This is a genomic window from Streptomyces naganishii JCM 4654 (assembly GCF_014650575.1).
In the GTDB taxonomy this organism is placed as follows: domain Bacteria; phylum Actinomycetota; class Actinomycetes; order Streptomycetales; family Streptomycetaceae; genus Streptomyces; species Streptomyces naganishii.
On sequence record NZ_BMVF01000032.1, the window covers coordinates 1 to 20,364 of the forward strand.

Below are 20,364 nucleotides of genomic sequence, written 5' to 3' on the forward strand. Positions count from 1 at the left end.
CAGTCACGCGTTCCACTCCCCGCACATGGACGCCATGCTGGAGGCGTTCCGGGAAGTCGCCGGCCGGGTCACCTACCACCCGCCGGTCATCCCCGTCGTCTCCAACCTCACCGGTGCCTCGCTCTCCGCCGACGAGATCACGGACCCCGCGTACTGGGTGCGGCACGTGAGGGAAGCGGTGCGCTTCCTCGACGGTGTGCGGTACCTGGAGGAGCAGGACGTCACCGTCTACCTCGAACTCGGCCCCGACGGCGTGCTGTCGGCGATGGCCCAGGACTGCGTGACGCGTCCGGGCGCCTCCTTCGCGCCCCTGCTGCGCAAGGGCCGCCCCGAGGCGCAGGCGCTGACGGCCGCCGTGGCCGAGGCGCACGTCCGGGGCGCGCGTATCGACTGGGCCGCCGTCTTCGCCGGGCGCGGCGCCCGTCGCGTCGACCTGCCGACGTACGCCTTCCAGCGCGAGCTGTACTGGCCCGAGCCGCCGGCCTCCTGGGCGGGCGACGTCACCTCCGCCGGGCTCGGCGCCGCCGACCACCCGCTGCTGGGGGCCACCGTCGCCCTCGCGGACGCGGACGGGCTCCTGTTCACCGGCAGGCTGTCGCTGCGCACCCACCCCTGGCTGGCAGACCACGCGGTCATGGACACCGTGCTGCTGCCGGGCACCGCCTTCGTGGAACTCGCGCTGCGCGCGGGTGACCAGGTGGGCTGCGACCTGCTGGAGGAACTCACCCTCGAGGCACCCCTCGTGCTGCCGCCGCAGGGCGCGGTGCAGTTGCAGCTCGCGGTCGGCGCGCCCGACGAGACCGGCCGCCGCCGGCTGACCCTGCACTCACGCCCCGAGGACGCCGACGACGCCTGGGCGGATACCACTTGGACCCGGCACGCCACCGGCGTCCTCACCCGGGACGTCTCCGCTGTCCCGTCTTCCTCCGACCTCGCCCAGTGGCCGCCGGCCGGAGCCGAGGAGGTGGCGATCGACGGGCTCTACGACTACCTCACCGAGTCCGGCTTCGCCTACGGCCCCGTGTTCCAGGGGCTGAAGGCCGTGTGGCAGCGCGGCGACGAGGTCTTCGCCGAGGTCTGGCTCCCCGAGCAGGCTCAGCAGGACGCCGAACTCTTCGGCCTGCACCCCGCGTTGCTGGACGCCGCCCTGCACGCGGTCGGCGTCGGCGACCTGCTGACGGAGACCGAACACGGCCGGCTGCCCTTCTCCTGGAGCGGTATCCGCCTGCACGCGGTCGGCGCCGCCTCCCTGCGCGTCCGCCTCTCGCCGGCCGGACACGACACCGTGGCCGTCGCCCTCGCCGACGACGAGGGCATGCCCGTCGCCTCCGTGAACGCGCTGCTGCTGCGCCCGGTCTCCCCGGACCAGGTCCGCTCCCACGCCGTGCGCGGCGCCTTCCACGAGTCGCTGTTCCGCGTCGAGTGGACCGACGCGCCGCTGCCGGCCATGACCACCGTCGAGGCCGGCCAGTGGGCACTGCTGGCCGACGAAACCGGCTCCGGCGCTGGCACCGGCACCGACACCCAAGCAGGCACCGGGGCGAAGACGGAGGCGGGCTCGGGTACGAGGCTCCCGGCCGCGCTCGCCGAGGCGCTGCCGACCGCCGTGACCTACCCGGGCCTGGCCGGACTGGGCGAGGCGCTGGCCGCCGGAGCACCGCTGCCGCAGGCGGTCGTGGTGCCCTTCGCCACCACGGGCACGCCCGAGGCCCCCGCTGTCGATTCCCAGCCGCTGCCCGCCGAGGTCCGCGCCGCGCTGCACCGGGCGCTCGCCCTGGTCCAGGAGTGGCTCGCGGACGACCGCTTCTCCGCATCGCGGCTCGTCCTCGTCACCCGTGGCGCGATCGGCACCGGACCCGGCGCCGACGTGCCCGACCTGGCGCACGCGCCCCTGTGGGGCCTGCTGCGCTCGGCGCAGTCGGAGCACCCGGACCGCTTCGTGCTCGTGGACATCGACGACCACGAAGCCTCCCACCGGGCCCTGCCCGCCGCCCTGGCCATGGGCGAGCCCCAACTGGCCCTGCGGGAGGGCGCGGTGAGGCTGCCGAGGCTCAGCCGGGTCGCCGCCGACCCCGCCCACACCGTCCCCGCCCTGGACCCGGAGGGCACCGCCCTGGTGACCGGCGCCACCGGCACCCTCGGCGCCCTGGTGGCCCGCCACCTCGTCACCGAACACGGCGTACGACACCTGCTGCTGGCCGGCCGACGAGGACCCGAGGCCGAGGGTGCCGCCGAGCTCGTCAGCGAGCTGGAGGAGTTGGGTGCCGAGGTCACCCTCGCCGCGTGCGACGTGGCCGACCGCGCGGCACTGGCCGCACTGCTGTCCACCGTCCCGGCCGAGCACCCGCTGACCGCCGTCGTGCACACCGCCGGCGTGCTCGACGACGGCGTCGTCGAATCACTCACCCCCGGGCGCGTCGACCGCGTGCTGCCCGCGAAGGTCGACGCCGCCCTCAACCTCCACGAACTCACCGGCGACCTGGACCTGTCGGCGTTCGTCCTGTTCTCCGCCGCCGCCGGCACCCTCGGCGGCCCCGGCCAGGCCAACTACGCCGCCGCCAACGCCTTCCTCGACGCCCTCGCCCAGCGCCGCCGCGCCGAGGGCCGCCCCGCCACCGCCCTCGCCTGGGGACTGTGGGCCGAACGCAGCGGCATGACCGGCGAGCTGGACGACACCGACCTCCAGCGCATCAGCCGCGCCGGAGTCGCCGCCCTCTCCTCCGAGCAGGGCCTGACGCTGCTCGACACCGCCCTCGCCGTGGGCGACCCCGCGCTCGTACCCATGCACCTGGACCTGGCCTCCCTGCGCCACGCCGACCCCGCGTCGGTGCCCGCCATGCTGCGCGGCCTGGTCCGCACCCCCGCCCGCCGCACCGTGACGGCCACGGGCCCCGCGGCCGCCGGCGGCCTCGCCGAGCGCCTGCGCGCCCTCACCCCCGCCGAACGCGACCGCCTGCTCACGGAACAGGTGTGCGCCCAGGTCGCCGCCGTACTGGGTCACGCGGGCCCGGAGTCGGTCGACGCGAACCGCGCGTTCAAGGAACTCGGCTTCGACTCGCTGACCGCAGTGGAACTGCGCAACCGGCTCAACGCGGCCACCGGCGTCCGCCTGCCCGCCACCCTGGTCTTCGACTACCCGACCCCCGCCGTCCTCGCCTCCTTCCTGCGCACCGAGATCCTCGGCCCCGACGCCGACGCCGACGCCGACGCCGTGGCCCGTACGGCGACGACGGCCACCACGGCGACGGACGACGACCCGATCGTGATCGTCGGCATGAGCTGCCGCTACCCCGGCGGCGTCAGCACCCCCGAGGACCTGTGGCGGCTCGTCCTCGACGGCGGCGACGCCGTCTCCCCGTTCCCGACCGACCGCGGCTGGGACCTCGACGCCCTGCACAGCGACGACCCCGACCTCGCCGGCACCAGCTACACCCGCGAGGGCGGCTTCCTGCACGACGCCGCCGACTTCGACCCCGGCTTCTTCGGCATCAACCCGCGCGAAGCCCTCGCCATGGACCCGCAGCAGCGGCTGCTCCTGGAAACCTCGTGGGAGGCGTTCGAGCGGGCCGGCATCGACCCCACCTCGGTACGCGGCACCCGCACCGGCGTCTTCGCCGGCGTGATGTACCACGACTACCTCACCCGCCTCCCCGCCGTCCCGGCGGGCCTGGAGGGCTACCTCGGCACCGGCACCGCCGGCAGCGTCGCCTCCGGACGCGTGGCCTACACCCTCGGCCTGGAGGGCCCGGCGGTCACCATCGACACCGCCTGCTCGTCCTCGCTCGTCGCGCTGCACCTCGCCGCGCAGGCCCTGCGCACCGGCGAGTGCACCCTCGCCCTGGCCGGCGGCGTCACCGTCATGGCGGCCCCCGACACCTTCGTCGACTTCAGCCGCCAGCGCGGCCTGGCCGCCGACGGCCGCTGCAAGTCCTTCTCGGACGACGCCGACGGCACCGGCTGGTCCGAGGGCGCCGGCATGCTCCTCGTCGAGCGCCTGTCCGACGCCCGCCGCAACGGCCACCCCGTGCTCGCGGTCGTCCGCGGCACGGCGATCAACCAGGACGGCGCCAGCAACGGCCTCACGGCCCCGAACGGCCCTTCCCAGCAGCGCGTCATCCGGCAGGCGCTGGCGTCGGCCGGCCTGTCGGCCGCGGACGTGGACGCGGTGGAGGCGCACGGTACGGGTACGACCCTGGGCGACCCCATCGAGGCGCAGGCGCTCCTCGCCACCTACGGCAAGGACAGGACCGCCGAGGACCAGCCCCTCTGGCTGGGCTCGATCAAGTCGAACATCGGGCACACGCAGGCCGCCGCGGGCGTCGCGGGCATCATCAAGATGATCATGGCGATGCGGCACGGCGTGCTGCCGCGGACCCTGCACGTGGACGAGCCCTCGACCCACGTCGACTGGTCCGCGGGAGCGGTCTCGCTGCTCACCGAGGCCAGGGAATGGCCGGAGACCGGCCGAGCCCGCCGCGCCGGCGTCTCCTCCTTCGGCGTCAGCGGCACCAACGCCCACGCCATCATCGAACAGCCCTCCGAGCCGGAAACCGCCGAGCCTTCCGACGGCGGGTCCCTGACGCGGCTGCCGGTGGTGCCGTGGGTGCTGTCGGCGCGCGGTGAGGATGCGTTGCGGGGGCAGGCGGAGCGGCTGCGGGAGCGGGTCGCGGCTGACGCCGGGGCCGAAGTAGCAGATGTCGCTTACTCGTTGGCCATGACCCGTGCCGCGCTGGAGTGGCGTGCGGTGGTGGTGGGCGGTGACCGGGCCGGGCTGCTGGCGGGTCTTGAGGCGTTGGCGGAGGGCCGGAGCGCGGCGGGGGTGGTGACCGGGTCGGTCACGACCGGGAAGCTGGCGTTCCTGTTCACCGGGCAGGGCAGTCAGCGGCTGGGCATGGGCCGGGAGCTGTACGGCGAGTACCCGGTGTTCGCGCGGGCGCTGGATGAGGTATTCGAGCGGTTCGAACTGCCGTTGCGGGAAACCGTCTTCGGGGAGGAAGCCCGGCCACTCGACCAGACGGCTTACACCCAGCCCGCGCTGTTCGCCATCGAGGTGGCGCTGTTCCGGCTGCTCGAGTCGTGGGGTGTGCGCCCGGACTTCCTCTCCGGTCACTCCATCGGCGAGCTGGCGGCCGCGCACTGTGCGGGTGTGCTGTCGCTGGACGACGCGTGCACGCTGGTCGCGGCGCGTGGTCGCCTGATGCAGGAACTCCCGGGCGGCGGGGCGATGGTGGCCGTCCAGGCCGCCGAGGAGGAGGTCACCCCGTACCTCACCGATGCGGACGCCGTGAGCATCGCGGCTGTCAATGGCCCGACCTCCGTCGTGATCGCCGGTGACGAAACCGCCGTACTCGACATAGCCGCCACCTTCGAAAAGCTGGGCCGCAAAACCAAGCGCCTCACCGTCAGCCACGCCTTCCACTCCCCGCACATGGACGGCATGCTGGACGCCTTCCGGCAGGTGGCCGAGGGCCTGTCCTACGAGACCCCCCGCATCCCGGTCGTCTCCAACCTCACCGGCACCGTCGCCACCGCCGAGGAGATCACCACCCCCGACTTCTGGGTCCGCCACGTCCGCGAAGCCGTCCGCTTCCACGACGGCATCCGCACCCTCGAAGCCGAGAACGTCACCACCTTCATCGAGCTCGGCCCGGACGGCACCCTCTCCGCCCTCGCCCAGGAATCCGTCACCGTCACCGACGCCCTCGCCTTCCTCCCCCTCCTCCGCAAGGACCGCCCCGAAGCCGAAACGCTCACCACGGCCCTCGCCCACGCCCATACCCGGGGCATCGCGATCGACTGGCAGGCGTACTACTCCGGCACCGGCGCCCAGCGCGTCGACCTGCCGACCTACGCCTTCAAGCGCGAGCGCTACTGGCTGGAGGCCCCCGCCGGCTGGACCGGGGACGTGACGTCCGCCGGGCTGGAGGCGGCCGGGCATCCGCTGCTGGGCGCCGCCGTGCCGTTGGCCGACAGTGACGGGTTCCTGTTCACTGGACGGCTGTCCCTCGACACGCATCCCTGGCTGGCGGACCACGCAGTCATGGGCACCGTGCTGCTGCCCGGCACGGCCTTCGTCGAGCTGGCGATCCGGGCCGGGGACCAGGTCGGCTGCGACCACCTGGAGGAGCTGACCCTCGAAGCACCGCTGGTCCTTGCCGAGCACGGCGCGACCCAGCTCCAGCTGGTGGTCGGGGCGCCGGACGAGGACGGGCGCCGGACGGTGGATCTGTACGGACGTGCCCAGGACGCGCCCGCCGACCAGCCGTGGACCCGGCACGCCGCCGGTCTGCTCGCCCCCGCCGCGCCCGAGCCGTCGGCCGGTACGACGGGGGAGGAGTGGCCGCCCCCGGGTGCCGAGGCCGTCGACGTGAGCGGCCTGTACGAGCACCTGGCCTCGGGAGGCTTCGCCTACGGGCCGGTGTTCCAGGGGCTCACGGCCGCCTGGCGGCGCGGGGACGAGGTCTTCGCCGAGGTGCGGCTCCCGGAGGAACGGCAGTCCGAGGCAGGGCTGTTCGGCCTGCACCCGGCGCTGCTCGACTCGGCGCTGCACGGCACCTTCGTACGGAAGGACGGCGAAGGCGAGGGCGGCGGCGAGGGCCGTCTGCCGTTCTCGTGGCGCGGGGTGTCGCTGCACGCGGCCGGCGCCGGCGCCGTGCGCGTCCGGCTCGCACCGGCCGGCAACGACGCGGTGACCCTGGAACTGGCCGATGTGAACGGTGAGCCGGTGGCCTCTGTCGCCGCCCTGACGCTGCGCCCGGTGAACGCCGACCAGCTCGCCGGCGCCCGCTCCGGTCACCACGAGTCGCTGTTCCGCCTGGACTGGGCCACGGTGCCGGTCCCGGCCACTGCGACGGGCGCCGGCGCCGACTCCATTGCCGTACTGGGGACTTGGGACTTCCCGCTTCCGTCGCCGTACGCCACGCACGTGGACCTCGTCGCGCTGCGCGCCGCGATCGACGCCGGGGCGGAGGCGCCCGACTGGCTCCTCGTGGCTCCGGGAGCCGGCTCCACCGCCGGTCAGCCCTCGGCGACCGCCGTGCGCGAGGCCACCCATGAGGCGCTGAGCATCGTCCAGGCGTGGCTGGAGGACGAGCGGTTCGCCGCGTCCCGGCTGGTGTTCGTCACCCGCGGCGCCGTGGCCACGCAGTCCGACCCGGATGTGCGGGACACCGCCCTCGCGGCGGTGTGGGGGCTGGTCCGCTCCGCGCAGTCGGAGAACCCCGACCGTTTCGTGCTGGCCGACCTCGACACCGACAGCGGGTCCCACGAGGCACTGCCGGCCGCGCTGACGACCGGCGAGCCCCAGTTCGCCGTGCGGCGCGGCGCGGTGCACGCGCCGAGGCTGGCCCGGGTGGCGTCCGGCGGGGCGCTGGTGCCCCCGGCGGGGGAGCGGGCCTGGCGGATGGACATCCGCGACAAGGGCACCCTGGAGAACCTGACCCTGATCCCCTGCCCGGAGGCGACCGAGCCGCTGCGGCCGGGCGAGGTCAGGGTCGCGGTCCGCGCGGCCGGCCTGAACTTCCGTGACGTGCTCAACGCGCTCGGCATGTACCCGGGCGACGCGGGCCTGATGGGCAGCGAAGGCGCGGGCGTCGTCGTGGAGACGGGCCCCGGTGTCACCGATCTCGCCGTGGGCGACCGGGTGATGGGCATGCTGCCCGGCGGCTTCGGTCCGCTCGTCGTGGCCGACCGTCGCATGATCGCGCCGATGCCCGATGGCTGGACGTTCGCCGAGGCGGCGGCCGTGCCGATCGTCTTCATGACGGCGTACTACGCCCTGCGCGACCTCGCCGGACTGCGGGCCGGGGAGTCGCTGCTGGTGCACGCCGCGGCCGGTGGTGTGGGCATGGCAGCCGTGCAGCTGGCCCGGCACTGGGGCGCCGAGGTGTTCGCGACGGCGAGCGAGGGCAAGTGGGACACCCTGCGCGGCCTCGGCCTGCCCGACGCGCGGATCGCCTCCTCCCGCACCCTGGACTTCGAGGACGCGTTCCGCGAGGCCACCGACGGGCGCGGAGTCGACGTCGTACTGGACTCGCTGGCGCGGGAGTTCGTGGACGCCTCGCTGCGACTGCTGCCGCGCGGCGGCCGGTTCGTGGAGATGGGCAAGACCGACGTGCGCTCGCCCGAGGAGGTGGCCGCCGCCCATCCGGGCGTCACCTACCGGGCGTTCGACCTCGTCGAGGCCGGCCTCGACCGCATCCAGGAGATGCTCACCGAGCTGCTGGAGTTGTTCGAGCGCGGCGCGCTGACCCCGCCGCCGATCACCGCGTGGGACCTGCGGCGGGCGCCCGACGCCTTCCGTCACCTCAGCCAGGCCCGGCACGTCGGCAAGGTCGTCCTGACCGTCCCCGCCGAGTGGGACCCGGACGGCACCGTACTGATCACAGGCGGTACCGGAACCCTGGGCGGCCTGGTCGCCCGGCACGCGGTCACCGCGCGCGGCGCCCGGCACCTGCTGCTGACCAGCCGACGCGGCACGGACGCGCCGGGAGCGGCCGAACTCGTCGCCGAACTGGAGAAGTTGGGCGCGGAGGTGACCGTCGCCGCCTGCGACACCGCCGACCGCGACGCGCTCGCCGCACTCCTGGCCGCCATCCCGGCCGAGCACCCGCTGACCGCCGTGGTGCACACCGCGGGCGTCCTCGACGACGGCGTCGTCGGCTCCCTCACCCCCGAACGCCTCGACCGCGTCCTGCGGCCCAAGGCCGACGCGGCCGTCAACCTGCACGAACTCACCCGCGCACAAGAGCCGGTGGACTTCGTGCTGTTCTCCTCGGCCGCCGGCACGTTCGGCGGCGCGGGACAGGCCAACTACGCGGCCGCCAACGCCTTCCTCGACGCCCTCGCCCAGCACCGCCGTGCCCAGGGCCTCGCCGCCACCTCCCTCGCCTGGGGCCTGTGGGCCGAGGCGAGCGGCATGACCGGCGAACTCGACGACGCCGACAAGTCCCGTATGACACGCTCCGGGGTACTGGGCCTCGCCAATGAGGAAGGCCTCGCCCTCCTCGACGCCGCCCACCGCACCGGCGAGGCGCTGCTCGTCCCGATGCGCCTGGACCTCGCGCCGCTGCGCGACGCCGACGCGGCCTCCGTCCCCGCCCTGCTGCGCGGACTCGTGCGCGGCCCCGCCCGACGTGCCGTGGAGGCCCGCGGCACCGGCTCGGGCACCTCGCTGCGCGAGCGCCTGCTGCGACTGCCCGAGGCCGAACGGGACCAGGAACTGCTCGACCTGGTACGCGCCCAGGTCGCCGCCGTACTCGGGCACGCCTCGCCCGACGCGGTCGAACCGGCCCGCGCGTTCAAGGATCTCGGCTTCGACTCGCTCACCGCGGTCGAGTTCCGCAACCGCCTCGGCGCCGCCGCCGGACTGCGCCTGCCCGCCACCCTCGTCTTCGACTACCCGACGCCCACGGCGCTCGGCGCCTGGCTGCGCACCGAACTCCTCGGCGCCGACGCCGGTTCCGACGCCGATGCGATCGCGGGAACGGTGACCCCCGGCCGGGCGCGAGCGGGCTCCGCCGCGGACGACGACCCGATCGCCATCGTCGCGATGAGCTGCCGCTTCCCCGGCGACGTACGCAGCCCCGAGGACCTGTGGACCCTGCTCGCCGAGGGCCGGGACGGCATCTCCCACCTGCCCGTGGACCGCGGCTGGGACCTGGACGGCCTCTACGATCCCGACCCGGACAGCCCCGGCACGTCGTACGCCCGCGAAGGCGGCTTCTTCTACGACGCCAACCACTTCGACCCCGCCTTCTTCGGGATCAACCCGCGCGAGGCCCTCGCTATGGACCCGCAGCAGCGACTGCTGCTGGAGACCTCCTGGGAGGCGTTCGAACGGGCGGGCATCGACCCGGCCGCGCTGCGCGGCGGACAGGTCGGCGTGTTCGTCGGCCAGATGCACAACGACTACGTGTCCCGGCTCAACGCCGTACCCGAAGGCGTCGAGGGCTACCTCGGCACCGGCGGCTCCAGCAGCATCGCCTCCGGCCGCGTCTCCTACACCTTCGGCTTCGAGGGCCCGGCGGTCACCGTCGACACGGCCTGCTCGTCCTCGCTGGTCGCGCTGCACCTGGCCGCGCAGGCCCTGCGCAACGGCGAGTGCACGCTGGCGCTGGCCGGCGGTGTCACCATCATCACCACCCCCGAGGTGTTCACCGAGTTCAGCCGACAGCGCGGACTGGCCGCCGACGGCCGCTGCAAGCCCTTCGCCGCGGCCGCCGACGGCACGGCGTGGGGCGAGGGCGTGGGCATGCTCCTGGTGGAGCGGCTGTCCGACGCCCGCCGCAACGGGCACCAGGTGCTGGCCGTCGTGCGCGGCACGGCCGTCAACCAGGACGGGGCCAGCAACGGTCTGACGGCGCCGAACGGTCCCTCGCAGCAGCGGGTGATCCGGCAGGCGCTGGCGTCCGCGGGGTTGTCGGCCGCGGATGTCGACGCGGTGGAGGCGCACGGTACGGGTACGACCCTCGGCGACCCCATCGAGGCACAGGCCCTGCTCGCCACCTACGGCAAGGGCCGCGACGAGGACCGGCCGCTGTGGCTCGGCTCCGTCAAGTCGAACTTCGGGCACACGCAGGCCGCCGCGGGCGTGGCCGGGATCATCAAGATGGTCATGGCGATGCGGCACGGCGTGCTGCCCAAGACCCTGCACGTGGACGAGCCCACCCCGCACGTCGACTGGTCGGCGGGCGCGGTTTCCCTGCTCACCGAGGCGCGCGAGTGGCCGCGGAGGGAGGGCGTGCGCCGGGCCGGCGTCTCCTCCTTCGGCATGAGCGGCACCAACGCGCACGCCATCATCGAACAGCCCGAGGCGCAGGACGAGCCGAAGGCGCCGGGGGAGGCAGGACAGGCGGCGCCGGCGCGGCCCGTACCGCTGGTGCTGACCGCCAAGACCGCGGGCGCGCTGCGCGCCCAGGCCGAGCGGCTGCGGGACCGTATGGCGGCCGACGCGGAAATCGCGCCTGCCGACGCGGGCTACTCCCTGGCCACCGGCCGGTCCGTCTTCGAACACCGCGCGGTCGTCGTCGCGGCCGACCGGGACGAGGCACTGCGCGGCCTGACGGCACTGGCCGAGGCCACCGAAGGCGCCGAGGTCACCGATGGCGTCATGGAGGGCGCCGGCACCGCGGCCGTGCGCGGCACGGTGGGCGACGGCAGGCTGGCGTTCCTGTTCACCGGCCAGGGCAGCCAGCGGCTCGGCATGGGCCGCGAGCTGTACGAGACGTATCCCGTCTTCCGCGAGGCGCTGGACGAGATCGCCGCCCACTTCGAACTACCGCTCCTGGACGTCCTGTTCGGCGACGACCAGGCCGCGCTGGACCAGACCGCCCGCACCCAGCCCGCCCTCTTCGCACTCGAAGTGGCGCTGTTCCGGCTGGTCCGGTCGTGGGGCCTGCGGCCCGACGTGCTGGCCGGGCACTCGATCGGCGACCTCGCCGCCGCGCACTGCGCGGGCGTGCTCTCACTCGAGGACGCCTGCGCACTGGTGGAGGCACGCGGCGGACTGATGCAGCAACTGCCCGCCGGGGGCGCCATGGTGGCCGTCCAGGCCACCGAGGCCGAGGTCGCGCCGCTGCTCACCGAGGGCGTCGGCCTGGCCGCCGTCAACGGCCCGGACTCCGTGGTGATCGCCGGCGACGAGGACGCCGTGACCGGTCTCGCCGAGTCCTTCGCGCGGCAGGGCCGGCGCACCAAGCGCCTCAGCGTCAGCCACGCCTTCCACTCCCCGCACATGGACGCGATGCTCGAGCCGTTCCGCGAGATCGCGGCCGGCCTGACCTACCACGCCCCGCAGATCCCCGTCGTCACCGGCCTCACCGGCGCCCTCGCCTCCACCGGGGAACTGACCGACCCCGGCTTCTGGGTACGCCACGCACGCGAGGCGGTCCGCTTCCACGACAGCGTGCGCACGCTCGAGGCGCAGAACGTCACGACGTACGTCGAACTCGGCCCCGACGGCGTGCTCTGCGCGCTGGCGCAGGAGTGCCTGAACCACGACGACACCGTGAACGACGTGACCTCCGGGAACACCCTCGACGCCGTGCTCGTACCCGCGCTGCGCGGCGGACGCGCCGAGGCGGTCACGCTGACCACCGCCGTCGCCCGGGCGTTCGTCCGGGGCGCGGCCACCGACTGGGCGGCCCCCTTCGCCGGCACCGGCGCGCGCCGGGTGGACCTGCCGACGTACGCCTTCCAGCGGCAACTGTTCTGGCTCGACGCCGGATCCGCGCGGGGCGACGTCTCGGCGGCCGGCCTCGGCACCGCCGACCACCCGCTGCTCGGCGCCGCCGTCGAACTGCCCGAGACGGGCGCGGTCGTGCTCACCGGCCGGCTGTCCCTGCGCACCCACCCCTGGCTCGCCGACCACGCGGTCATGGGCACGGTCCTGCTGCCCGGCACCGCCTTCGTCGAACTGGCCCTCCACGCCGGCGACCAGGCCGGCTGCGACCGGATCGACGAACTCACCCTCGAAGCACCCCTGGCCGTACCGGAGAACGCAGGCGTGCTGCTGCGCCTGTCGGTCGGCGCCGACGACGACGGCGACGGCCGCCGCACGCTCACTCTGCACTCGCGGCCGGAGAGCGCCACGGCGGACGAGCCGTGGGTGCGGCACGCGACCGGCGTACTCGCGCAGGGTGCGCCGACCGGCACTCCTTCCTTCGATCTGTCGGTGTGGCCGCCGGAGGGCGCGGAGCCGGTGGGCGTCGATGTCGCCGGTCTGTACGAGGGGCTGGCGGATTCGGGCTTCGGCTACGGGCCTGTGTTCCGTGGGCTGACTGCCGCGTGGCGTCGGGGCGATGACGTGTTCGCGGAGGTGTCCCTGCCCGAGGGCGTGGACGCGGACGCGGAACGGTTCGTGCTGCATCCGGCGCTGCTGGACGCGGCGTTGCACGCGCTGGGGTTGCGTGAGGAGGGGAGCGACGGGCCGGGCCGGCTTCCGTTCTCGTTCACGGGCGTGAGCGCGGTGGCCTCGGGCGCCGACGCGATCCGGGTGCGGCTGCGGCCCGTTGGTGCCTCCGAGGTGGCGCTGGAGGTCGCGGATCGCTCGGGTGCGCCGGTCGCGGCGGTCGAGCGGCTCGCGCTGCGGGCCGTGTCGCCGGAGCAGTTGCGTGGCCCGGGTGGTCCGGGTGGCGCGGGTGTGGATGAGTCGCTGTTCGGTGTGGAGTGGGTGCCGGTCGAGGTGGCGGGTGGTGCCGGGCCGGACGACGGCTGGGTGCTGGTGGATCACCGGGATCTGGCGGGGCTTGAGGCTGTGCCGGGGACGGTGGTGGTCGATGGCCTGTGCTCTGGTGGTGAGTTGGTCTCGGCCGGGGTTGTGCACGAGGCGGTGCGCGATGCGCTGGCCGCTGTGCAGGTGTGGCTGGGTGAGGAGCGGTTCGCGGGTTCGCGTCTGGTGGTGGTGACGCGGGGTCTTGCGGGTGCGGCGGTGCGTGGTCTGGTGCGTTCGGCGCAGTCGGAGAATCCGGGCCGGCTGGTGGTGCTGGATGTCGATCAGTCGATTTCCGGGATCGAGCCGGCGTGGCTGGCTGTCGCGGAGCAGGAGCTGTCGGTCCGCGCGGAGGGCGTGTTCGCGCCGCGTCTGGTGCGGGCCCGATCAACAGCAGAGGTGGAGCCCGCCTCTTGGTCCTCGACGGGCACGGTGCTGGTCACGGGTGCGGGTGGGCAGCTTGGTGGGTTGTTCGCCCGGCATGTGGTGGCCGAGCGGGGCGTACGGCGTCTGTTGCTGGTGAGCCGCCGGGGTGAGCAGGCGCCCGGGGCTGGCGAGTTGACGGCGGAGCTGGAGGGGCTGGGCGCGGAGGTCGTATGGGCGGCCTGTGATGTGGCCGACCGCGCGGCTCTCGCGGAGGTCCTGGCGTCCGTACCGTCGGAGCACCCCCTCACCGCTGTCGTGCATACGGCAGGAGTCCTGGACGACGGAGTGATCGGCTCGCTCACGCCAGAGCGGACCGCTGGGGTGCTGCGTCCGAAGGTGGACGCGGCCTGGAACCTGCACGAGCTGACCCGTGAGCTGGACCTGTCCGCGTTCGTTCTGTTCTCCTCGGCGGCCGGTGTGTTCGGTGCTGCGGGTCAGGCCAACTACGCGGCGGCGAACACCTTCCTGGACGCGCTCGCCGAGCACCGCCACGGTCTCGGCCTGCCCGCGCTGTCGCTGGCCTGGGGTTTGTGGGACACCGCGGGTGGCATGGGTGCGGGGCTGGGGCAGGGTGATCGCGAGCGTGTCGAGCGTGGCGGTGTCACCGCGCTGACCGCCGACGAGGGCCTGGCCCTCTTCGACGCGGCCGAACACTCCGCCGAAGCACTCCTGGTGCCGATGCGCCTGGACCTGCCGGCCCTGCGGGCCCAGGCCAGCGGCACCGGCATGCTCCCGCCCCTCCTCCGCAGCCTGGTCCGCGTACCCGTGCGCCGGTCGGCCACAGCGGCAGTGGGTGCGGCCTCGGCCGCGGCCGCCGGTGAAGCCGTACGACGCCTGCTCGGCCGGCCGGCGGAGGAGCAGGAGGCGGCGCTGCTGGAGCTGGTGCGTACCCAGGTGGCCGCGGTACTGGGCCACGCCTCGGCGGAGGCGATCGAGGCGGGCCGGGCCTTCAAGGAACTCGGCTTCGACTCGCTGACCTCCGTCGAACTGCGCAACCGGCTCGGCACGGCCACCGGCACCCGGCTGCCCGCCACCCTCGTCTTCGACTACCCGACGCCGCTGGCGCTCGCCCAGTACCTGCGCGCCGAGTTCCTGGGCGCAGGCAGCGAGGCAGAGGCAATCGCGCAGGCGACCTCCGGCGGCATCGCGGGCGGGCGTCCCGCCGACGACGACCCGATCGCGATCATCGGCATGAGCTGCCGATACCCGGGCGGTGTGCAGACCCCCGAGGACCTATGGGAACTGGTGCTGGGCGGATCCGACGCCATCTCCGAGTTCCCGCGGGGACGCGGCTGGGACCTGGCGGCGCTCTACGACCCCGACCCGGACGGCAAGGGCACCAGCTACACCCGCGAGGGCGGATTCCTGCACGACGCGGGTGAGTTCGACCCGGCGTTCTTCGGGATCAGCCCGCGCGAGGCGGTGGCGATGGACCCGCAGCAGCGGCTGCTGCTGGAGACGACCTGGGAGGCGTTCGAGCGGGCGGGCATCGACCCGGCAACCGTGCGGGGCAGCCGCACCGGCGTCTTCGCGGGCATCATGTACCACGACTACGCCACGCGGATCACTGCCGTGCCGGACGGCGTCGAGGGCTACCTGGGCACCGGCAACTCCGGCAGCATCGCGTCCGGCCGCGTCGCCTACGCCTTCGGGCTCGAGGGCCCGGCGGTGACGGTGGACACGGCGTGCTCCTCGTCGCTGGTCGCCCTGCACTGGGCGATCCAGGCGCTGCGCAGCGGCGAGTGCTCGATGGCGCTCGCGGGCGGTGTCACGGTGATGTCGACGCCGGGCACCTTCACCGAGTTCAGCCGCCAGCGCGGTCTCGCGGCGGACGGCCGTATCAAGTCCTTCGCGGCGGCCGCCGACGGCACGAGCTGGTCCGAGGGCGCGGGCATGCTGCTCGTGGAGCGGCTGTCCGACGCCCGCCGCAACGGACACCCGGTCCTCGCCGTCGTACGCGGCAGCGCCATCAACCAGGACGGCGCCAGCAACGGGCTCACGGCCCCCAACGGCCCCTCCCAGCAGCGCGTCATCCGCCAGGCGCTCGCCGGCGCCGGCCTGGACAGCAGCCAGATCGACGTGGTCGAGGCGCACGGTACGGGCACGACGCTGGGCGACCCGATCGAGGCGCAGGCGCTGCTCGCGACCTACGGCAAGGAGCGGGCCGCCGACGACCAGCCGCTCTGGCTCGGCTCCATCAAGTCCAACCTCGGTCACACGCAGGCGGCGGCGGGTGTCGCGGGCATCATCAAGATGGTGATGGCGATGCGGCACGGTGTGCTGCCGCGCACCCTGCACGTGGACGAACCGACCCCGCACGTGGACTGGGCCGCGGGCGCGGTGGAGCTGCTGACCGAGGCTCGGGAGTGGCCGGACACCGGCCGCCCGCGCCGGGCGGGTGTCTCCTCGTTCGGCATCAGCGGCACCAACGCCCACACCATCATCGAACAGGCCCCGGAGGAGGAGCCGGAGGAGGAGCCGGCGAAGCCCGCCGGGACGGCCCCTGCTTCCGGCTTGCCGTGCGTGCCTCTGGTGCTGACCGCCAAGACCGGTGACGCGTTGCGTGCGCAGGCGGAGCGTCTGCGGGACCGTATGGAAGCCGACCCGGAGCTCACGCCTCTCGACGCGGCCTACTCGCTGGCCACCGGGCGAGGCGTCTTCGAGCACCGCGCGGCGGTCGTCGGGGGCGGCCGGGACGCCCTTCTCACGGGCCTGACCTCCCTTGCTGAGGGCGGCGAGACCGCCACGGGCCTGGTACGCGGCACGGCCACCGGGGGCGGCAAGCTGGCGTTCCTGTTCACGGGGCAGGGCAGCCAGCGGCTGGGCATGGGCAGGGAGCTGTACGAGGCGTATCCGGTGTTCGCGCGGGCCCTGGACGAGATCTTCGGGCGCTTCGAACTTCCGCTGCATGACGCGGTGTTCCAGGAGGAGAACGCCGGGCTGCTGGACCGGACGGCGTACACTCAGCCGGCGCTGTTCGCCATTGAGGTGGCCCTGTTCCGCCTCCTCGAATCGTGGGGCGTGCGGCCGGACTTCGTCTCCGGGCACTCGATCGGCGAGCTGGCGGCCGCGCACTGTGCGGGTGTGCTGTCGCTGGAGGACGCGTGCACGCTGGTCGCGGCCCGTGGCCGGCTCATGCAGGAACTCCCGGGAGACGGCGGCGCGATGGTGGCCGTCCAGGCCACCGAGGAGGAGGTCACCCCCTACCTCACGGACGTGGTGAGCATCGCGGCGGTCAACGGCCCGGCCTCGGTGGTGATCGCGGGCGACGAGAGCGCCGTACTGGACATCGCCGCCACCTTCGAGGAGCAGGGTCGCAAGACACGTCGCCTGACGGTCAGCCACGCCTTCCACTCGCCGCACATGGACGGGATGCTGGCGGACTTCCGCAAGGTGGCCGAGGGGCTGTCGTACGCGGCGCCCGCGATTCCCCTGGTGTCGAACCTGACCGGCACGGTCGTGGGCGAGGAGGAAGTCTCGCGGCCGGAGTTCTGGGTGCGCCATGTGCGGGAGGCGGTCCGCTTCCACACGGGTGTACGGGCGTTGGAGGCCGAGGGCGTCACCACCTTCGTCGAGCTCGGCCCGGACGGTGTGCTGTCGGCGATGGGTCAGGAGTGCGTCACCGGAGACGGTCACGCCTTCGTGCCGGTGATGCGGCGCGGCCGCTCCGAAGCGGAGACGCTGACCTACGCGCTGGCGACGGCCTTCGCGCGGGGAACGGCGCAGACGCCCGACTGGTCGGCGTACTTCGCCGACAGCGGTGCGCGACGCGTGGAACTGCCCACCTATCCCTTCCAACGGCAGTGGTACTGGCTCGACTCCGGTACCCCGGCGGGCGGTTCGGGTGACCCGGCGGGGCTCGGTCTCGAACCCGCCGACCACGGACTGCTCGGCGCCGCCGTCGAACTGCCCGACGCGAACGGCTTCCTCTTCACCGGCCGGCTGTCACTGGACACGCATCCTTGGCTGGCCGATCACGCGGTCATGGGTACGGTCCTGCTGCCCGGCACCGCCTTCGTCGAGATGGCGCTGCACGCGGGTGAGCAGGTCGGCTGCGACCGGATCGAGGAACTGACCCTGGAAGCGCCGCTGATCCTGCCCGAACAGGGTGGGGTGCGGTTGCGGCTGTCGGTCGGAACCGAGGACGGCGACGGCCGCCGCACGCTGTCCCTGCACTCGCGGGCCGAGAGCGCCACGGTGGACGAGCCGTGGGTGCGGCACGCGTCCGGTCTGCTCGCCCAGGGTGCGCGGACCGGGTCTCCGTCCTTCGATCTGTCGGTGTGGCCGCCGGAGGGTGCGGAGCCGGTGGGGGTCGATGTCGCTGGTCTGTATGAGGGGCTGGCTGCTTCGGGGTTCGCTTACGGTCCGGTGTTCCAGGGGTTGCGGGCGGTGTGGCGGCGTGGTGAGGAGGCGTTCGCGGAGGTGAGTCTGCCGGAGGGCGCTGATGGTGCCTTCGGTGTGCATCCGGCTCTGCTGGATGCGGTGTTGCACGCGATCGGGCTCGGTGGGTTGCTGGCGGACACGGGTCAGGGGCGTCTGCCGTTCTCGTGGTCGGGTGTCTCGTTGCATGCCGTGGGGGCTACGGCTTTGCGGGTGCGGTTGGGGCGGGCTGCCGGGCAGGACGCGGTGGCGCTGTCGGTGGCGGATGCCGAGGGCCGGCCGGTGGTGTCGGTGGATTCGCTGGTGCTGCGCCCGGTTACGCCGGAGCAGTTGCGTGGCCCAGACGGTCCGGGTGGCGCGGGTGTGGGTGAGTCGCTGTTCGGTGTGGAGTGGGTGCCGGTCGAGGTGGCGGGTGGTGCCGGGCCGGAGGACGGCTGGGTGCTGGTGGATCACCGGGATCTGGCGGGGCTTGAGGCTGTGCCGGGGACGGTGGTGGTCGATGGCCTGTGCTCTGGTGGTGAGTTGGTCTCGGCCGGGGTTGTGCACGAGGCGGTGCGGGATGCGCTGGCTGCTGTGCAGGTGTGGTTGGGTGAGGAGCGGTTCGCGGGTTCGCGTCTGGTGGTGGTGACGCGGGGTCTTGCGGGTGCGGCGGTGCGTGGTCTGGTGCGCTCGGCGCAGTCGGAGAATCCGGGCCGGCTGGTGGTGCTGGATGTCGATGAGTCGATTTCCGGGATCGAACCGGCCTGGCTGGCTGTCGCGGAGCAGGAGCTGTCGGTGCGCGCGGAGGGCGTGTTCGCGCCGCGTCTGGTCCGGGCTGCGTCCGGTGGTGATGTGGAGGCGGCTTCGTGGTCCTCGACGGGCACGGTGTTGGTCACGGGTGCGGGTGGGCAGCTTGGTGGGTTGTTCGCCCGGCATGTGGTGGCCGAGCGGGGCGTACGGCGTCTGCTGCTGATGAGCCGCCGGGGTGAGCAGGCGCCTGGGGCCGGCGAGTTGACGGCGGAGCTGGAGGGGCTGGGCGCGGAGGTCGTATGGGCGGCCTGTGATGTGGCTGACCGCGCGGCTCTCGCGGAGGTCCTGGCGTCCGTACCGTCGGAGCACCCCCTCACCGCTGTCGTGCATACGGCGGGCGTCCTGGACGACGGTGTGATCGGCTCGCTGACGGCTGAGCGTCTCGCTGGGGTGTTGCGTCCGAAGGTGGATGCGGCCTGGAACCTGCACGAGCTGACTCGTGAGCTGGACCTGTCGGCGTTCGTTCTGTTCTCCTCGGCAGCTGGTGTGTTCGGTGCTGCGGGTCAGGCCAACTACGCGGCGGCGAACACGTTCCTGGACGCGCTCGCCGAGCACCGCCGCGGTCTCGGTCTGCCGGCGCTGTCGCTGGCCTGGGGTCTGTGGGACACCGCGGGTGGCATGGGTGCGGGGCTGGGGCAGGGTGATCGCGAGCGTGTCGAGCGTGGCGGTGTCACCGCGCTGACCGCCGACGAGGGCCTGGCCCTCTTCGACGCGGCGGAACACTCCACCGAGGCACTTCTGGTGCCGATGCGCCTGGACCTGCCGGGCCTGCGGGCCCAGGCCAGCGGCACCGGCATGCTCCCGCCCCTCCTCCGCGGCCTGGTCCGCGTACCCGTGCGCCGAGTGGCCGCGGCCGCCACCTCCGCCGCGCCCTCGGGAGCCCTGGTCGAACGCCTGGCCGGCCTCCCTGAGGCGGAACAGGAGGCGTTGCTGCTCGATCTGGTCTGCACTCATGTGGCGGCGGTGCTCGGTTACCCGGGACCGGAGGCCGTGGACCCGGCGCGGTCGTTCAACGAGGTCGGCTTCGACTCGCTGACCGCCGTGGAGCTGCGCAACCGGCTCAACGCGGCCACCGGTGTCCGGCTGCCCGCCACGCTCGTGTTCGACTATCCGACGCCCACCGCACTGGCCGCCTTCCTCCGGGACGAGATCGCCCCGGGCGGAGCGGCGGCCGTGACGCCGCTGCTCGCCGAACTCGACCGGCTGGAGGCCTCGTTGACGGCGGTGGCCCTCCCCGATGACGACGGGCGTTCGCAGATCACCGCACGCCTCCAGGAACTCCTGGCGAAGTGGGGTGACGGCCGGAAGGCAACGGAGGACGAGGCGGCCGCGGCCGAGGTCGCCGAGGAGATCGAATCGGCGACGGACGACGACCTGTTCGACTTCATCGGTAAAGAGTTCGGGATCTCCTGACGTTGAACGGCTCGGCCTTTCTGGCTGCCGCGAGAGGGAAGTACGTATGAACGAGGAAAAGCTCCGCTACTTTCTCAAGCGGGTGACGGCGGACCTTCACGAAACCCGGCGCCGCCTTCAGGAGGCCGAGTCGGCGGACCAGGAAC

The 20,364-nt window shown here is 73.6% G+C and carries 1 protein-coding gene and 1 pseudogene; both read left to right on the forward strand.

From position 1 onward, the window contains the following. On the forward strand, window positions 1-20,218 hold a 20,218-nt coding region (locus tag IE217_RS33335), incomplete at its 5' end, for a type I polyketide synthase (RefSeq protein ID WP_190181695.1). Between the two features lie 46 nt (window positions 20,219-20,264). Next, a pseudogene (locus IE217_RS35565) lies at window positions 20,265-20,312 on the forward strand (polyketide synthase docking domain-containing protein); the annotation flags it as partial. Window positions 20,313-20,364: the final 52 nt, after the last annotated feature.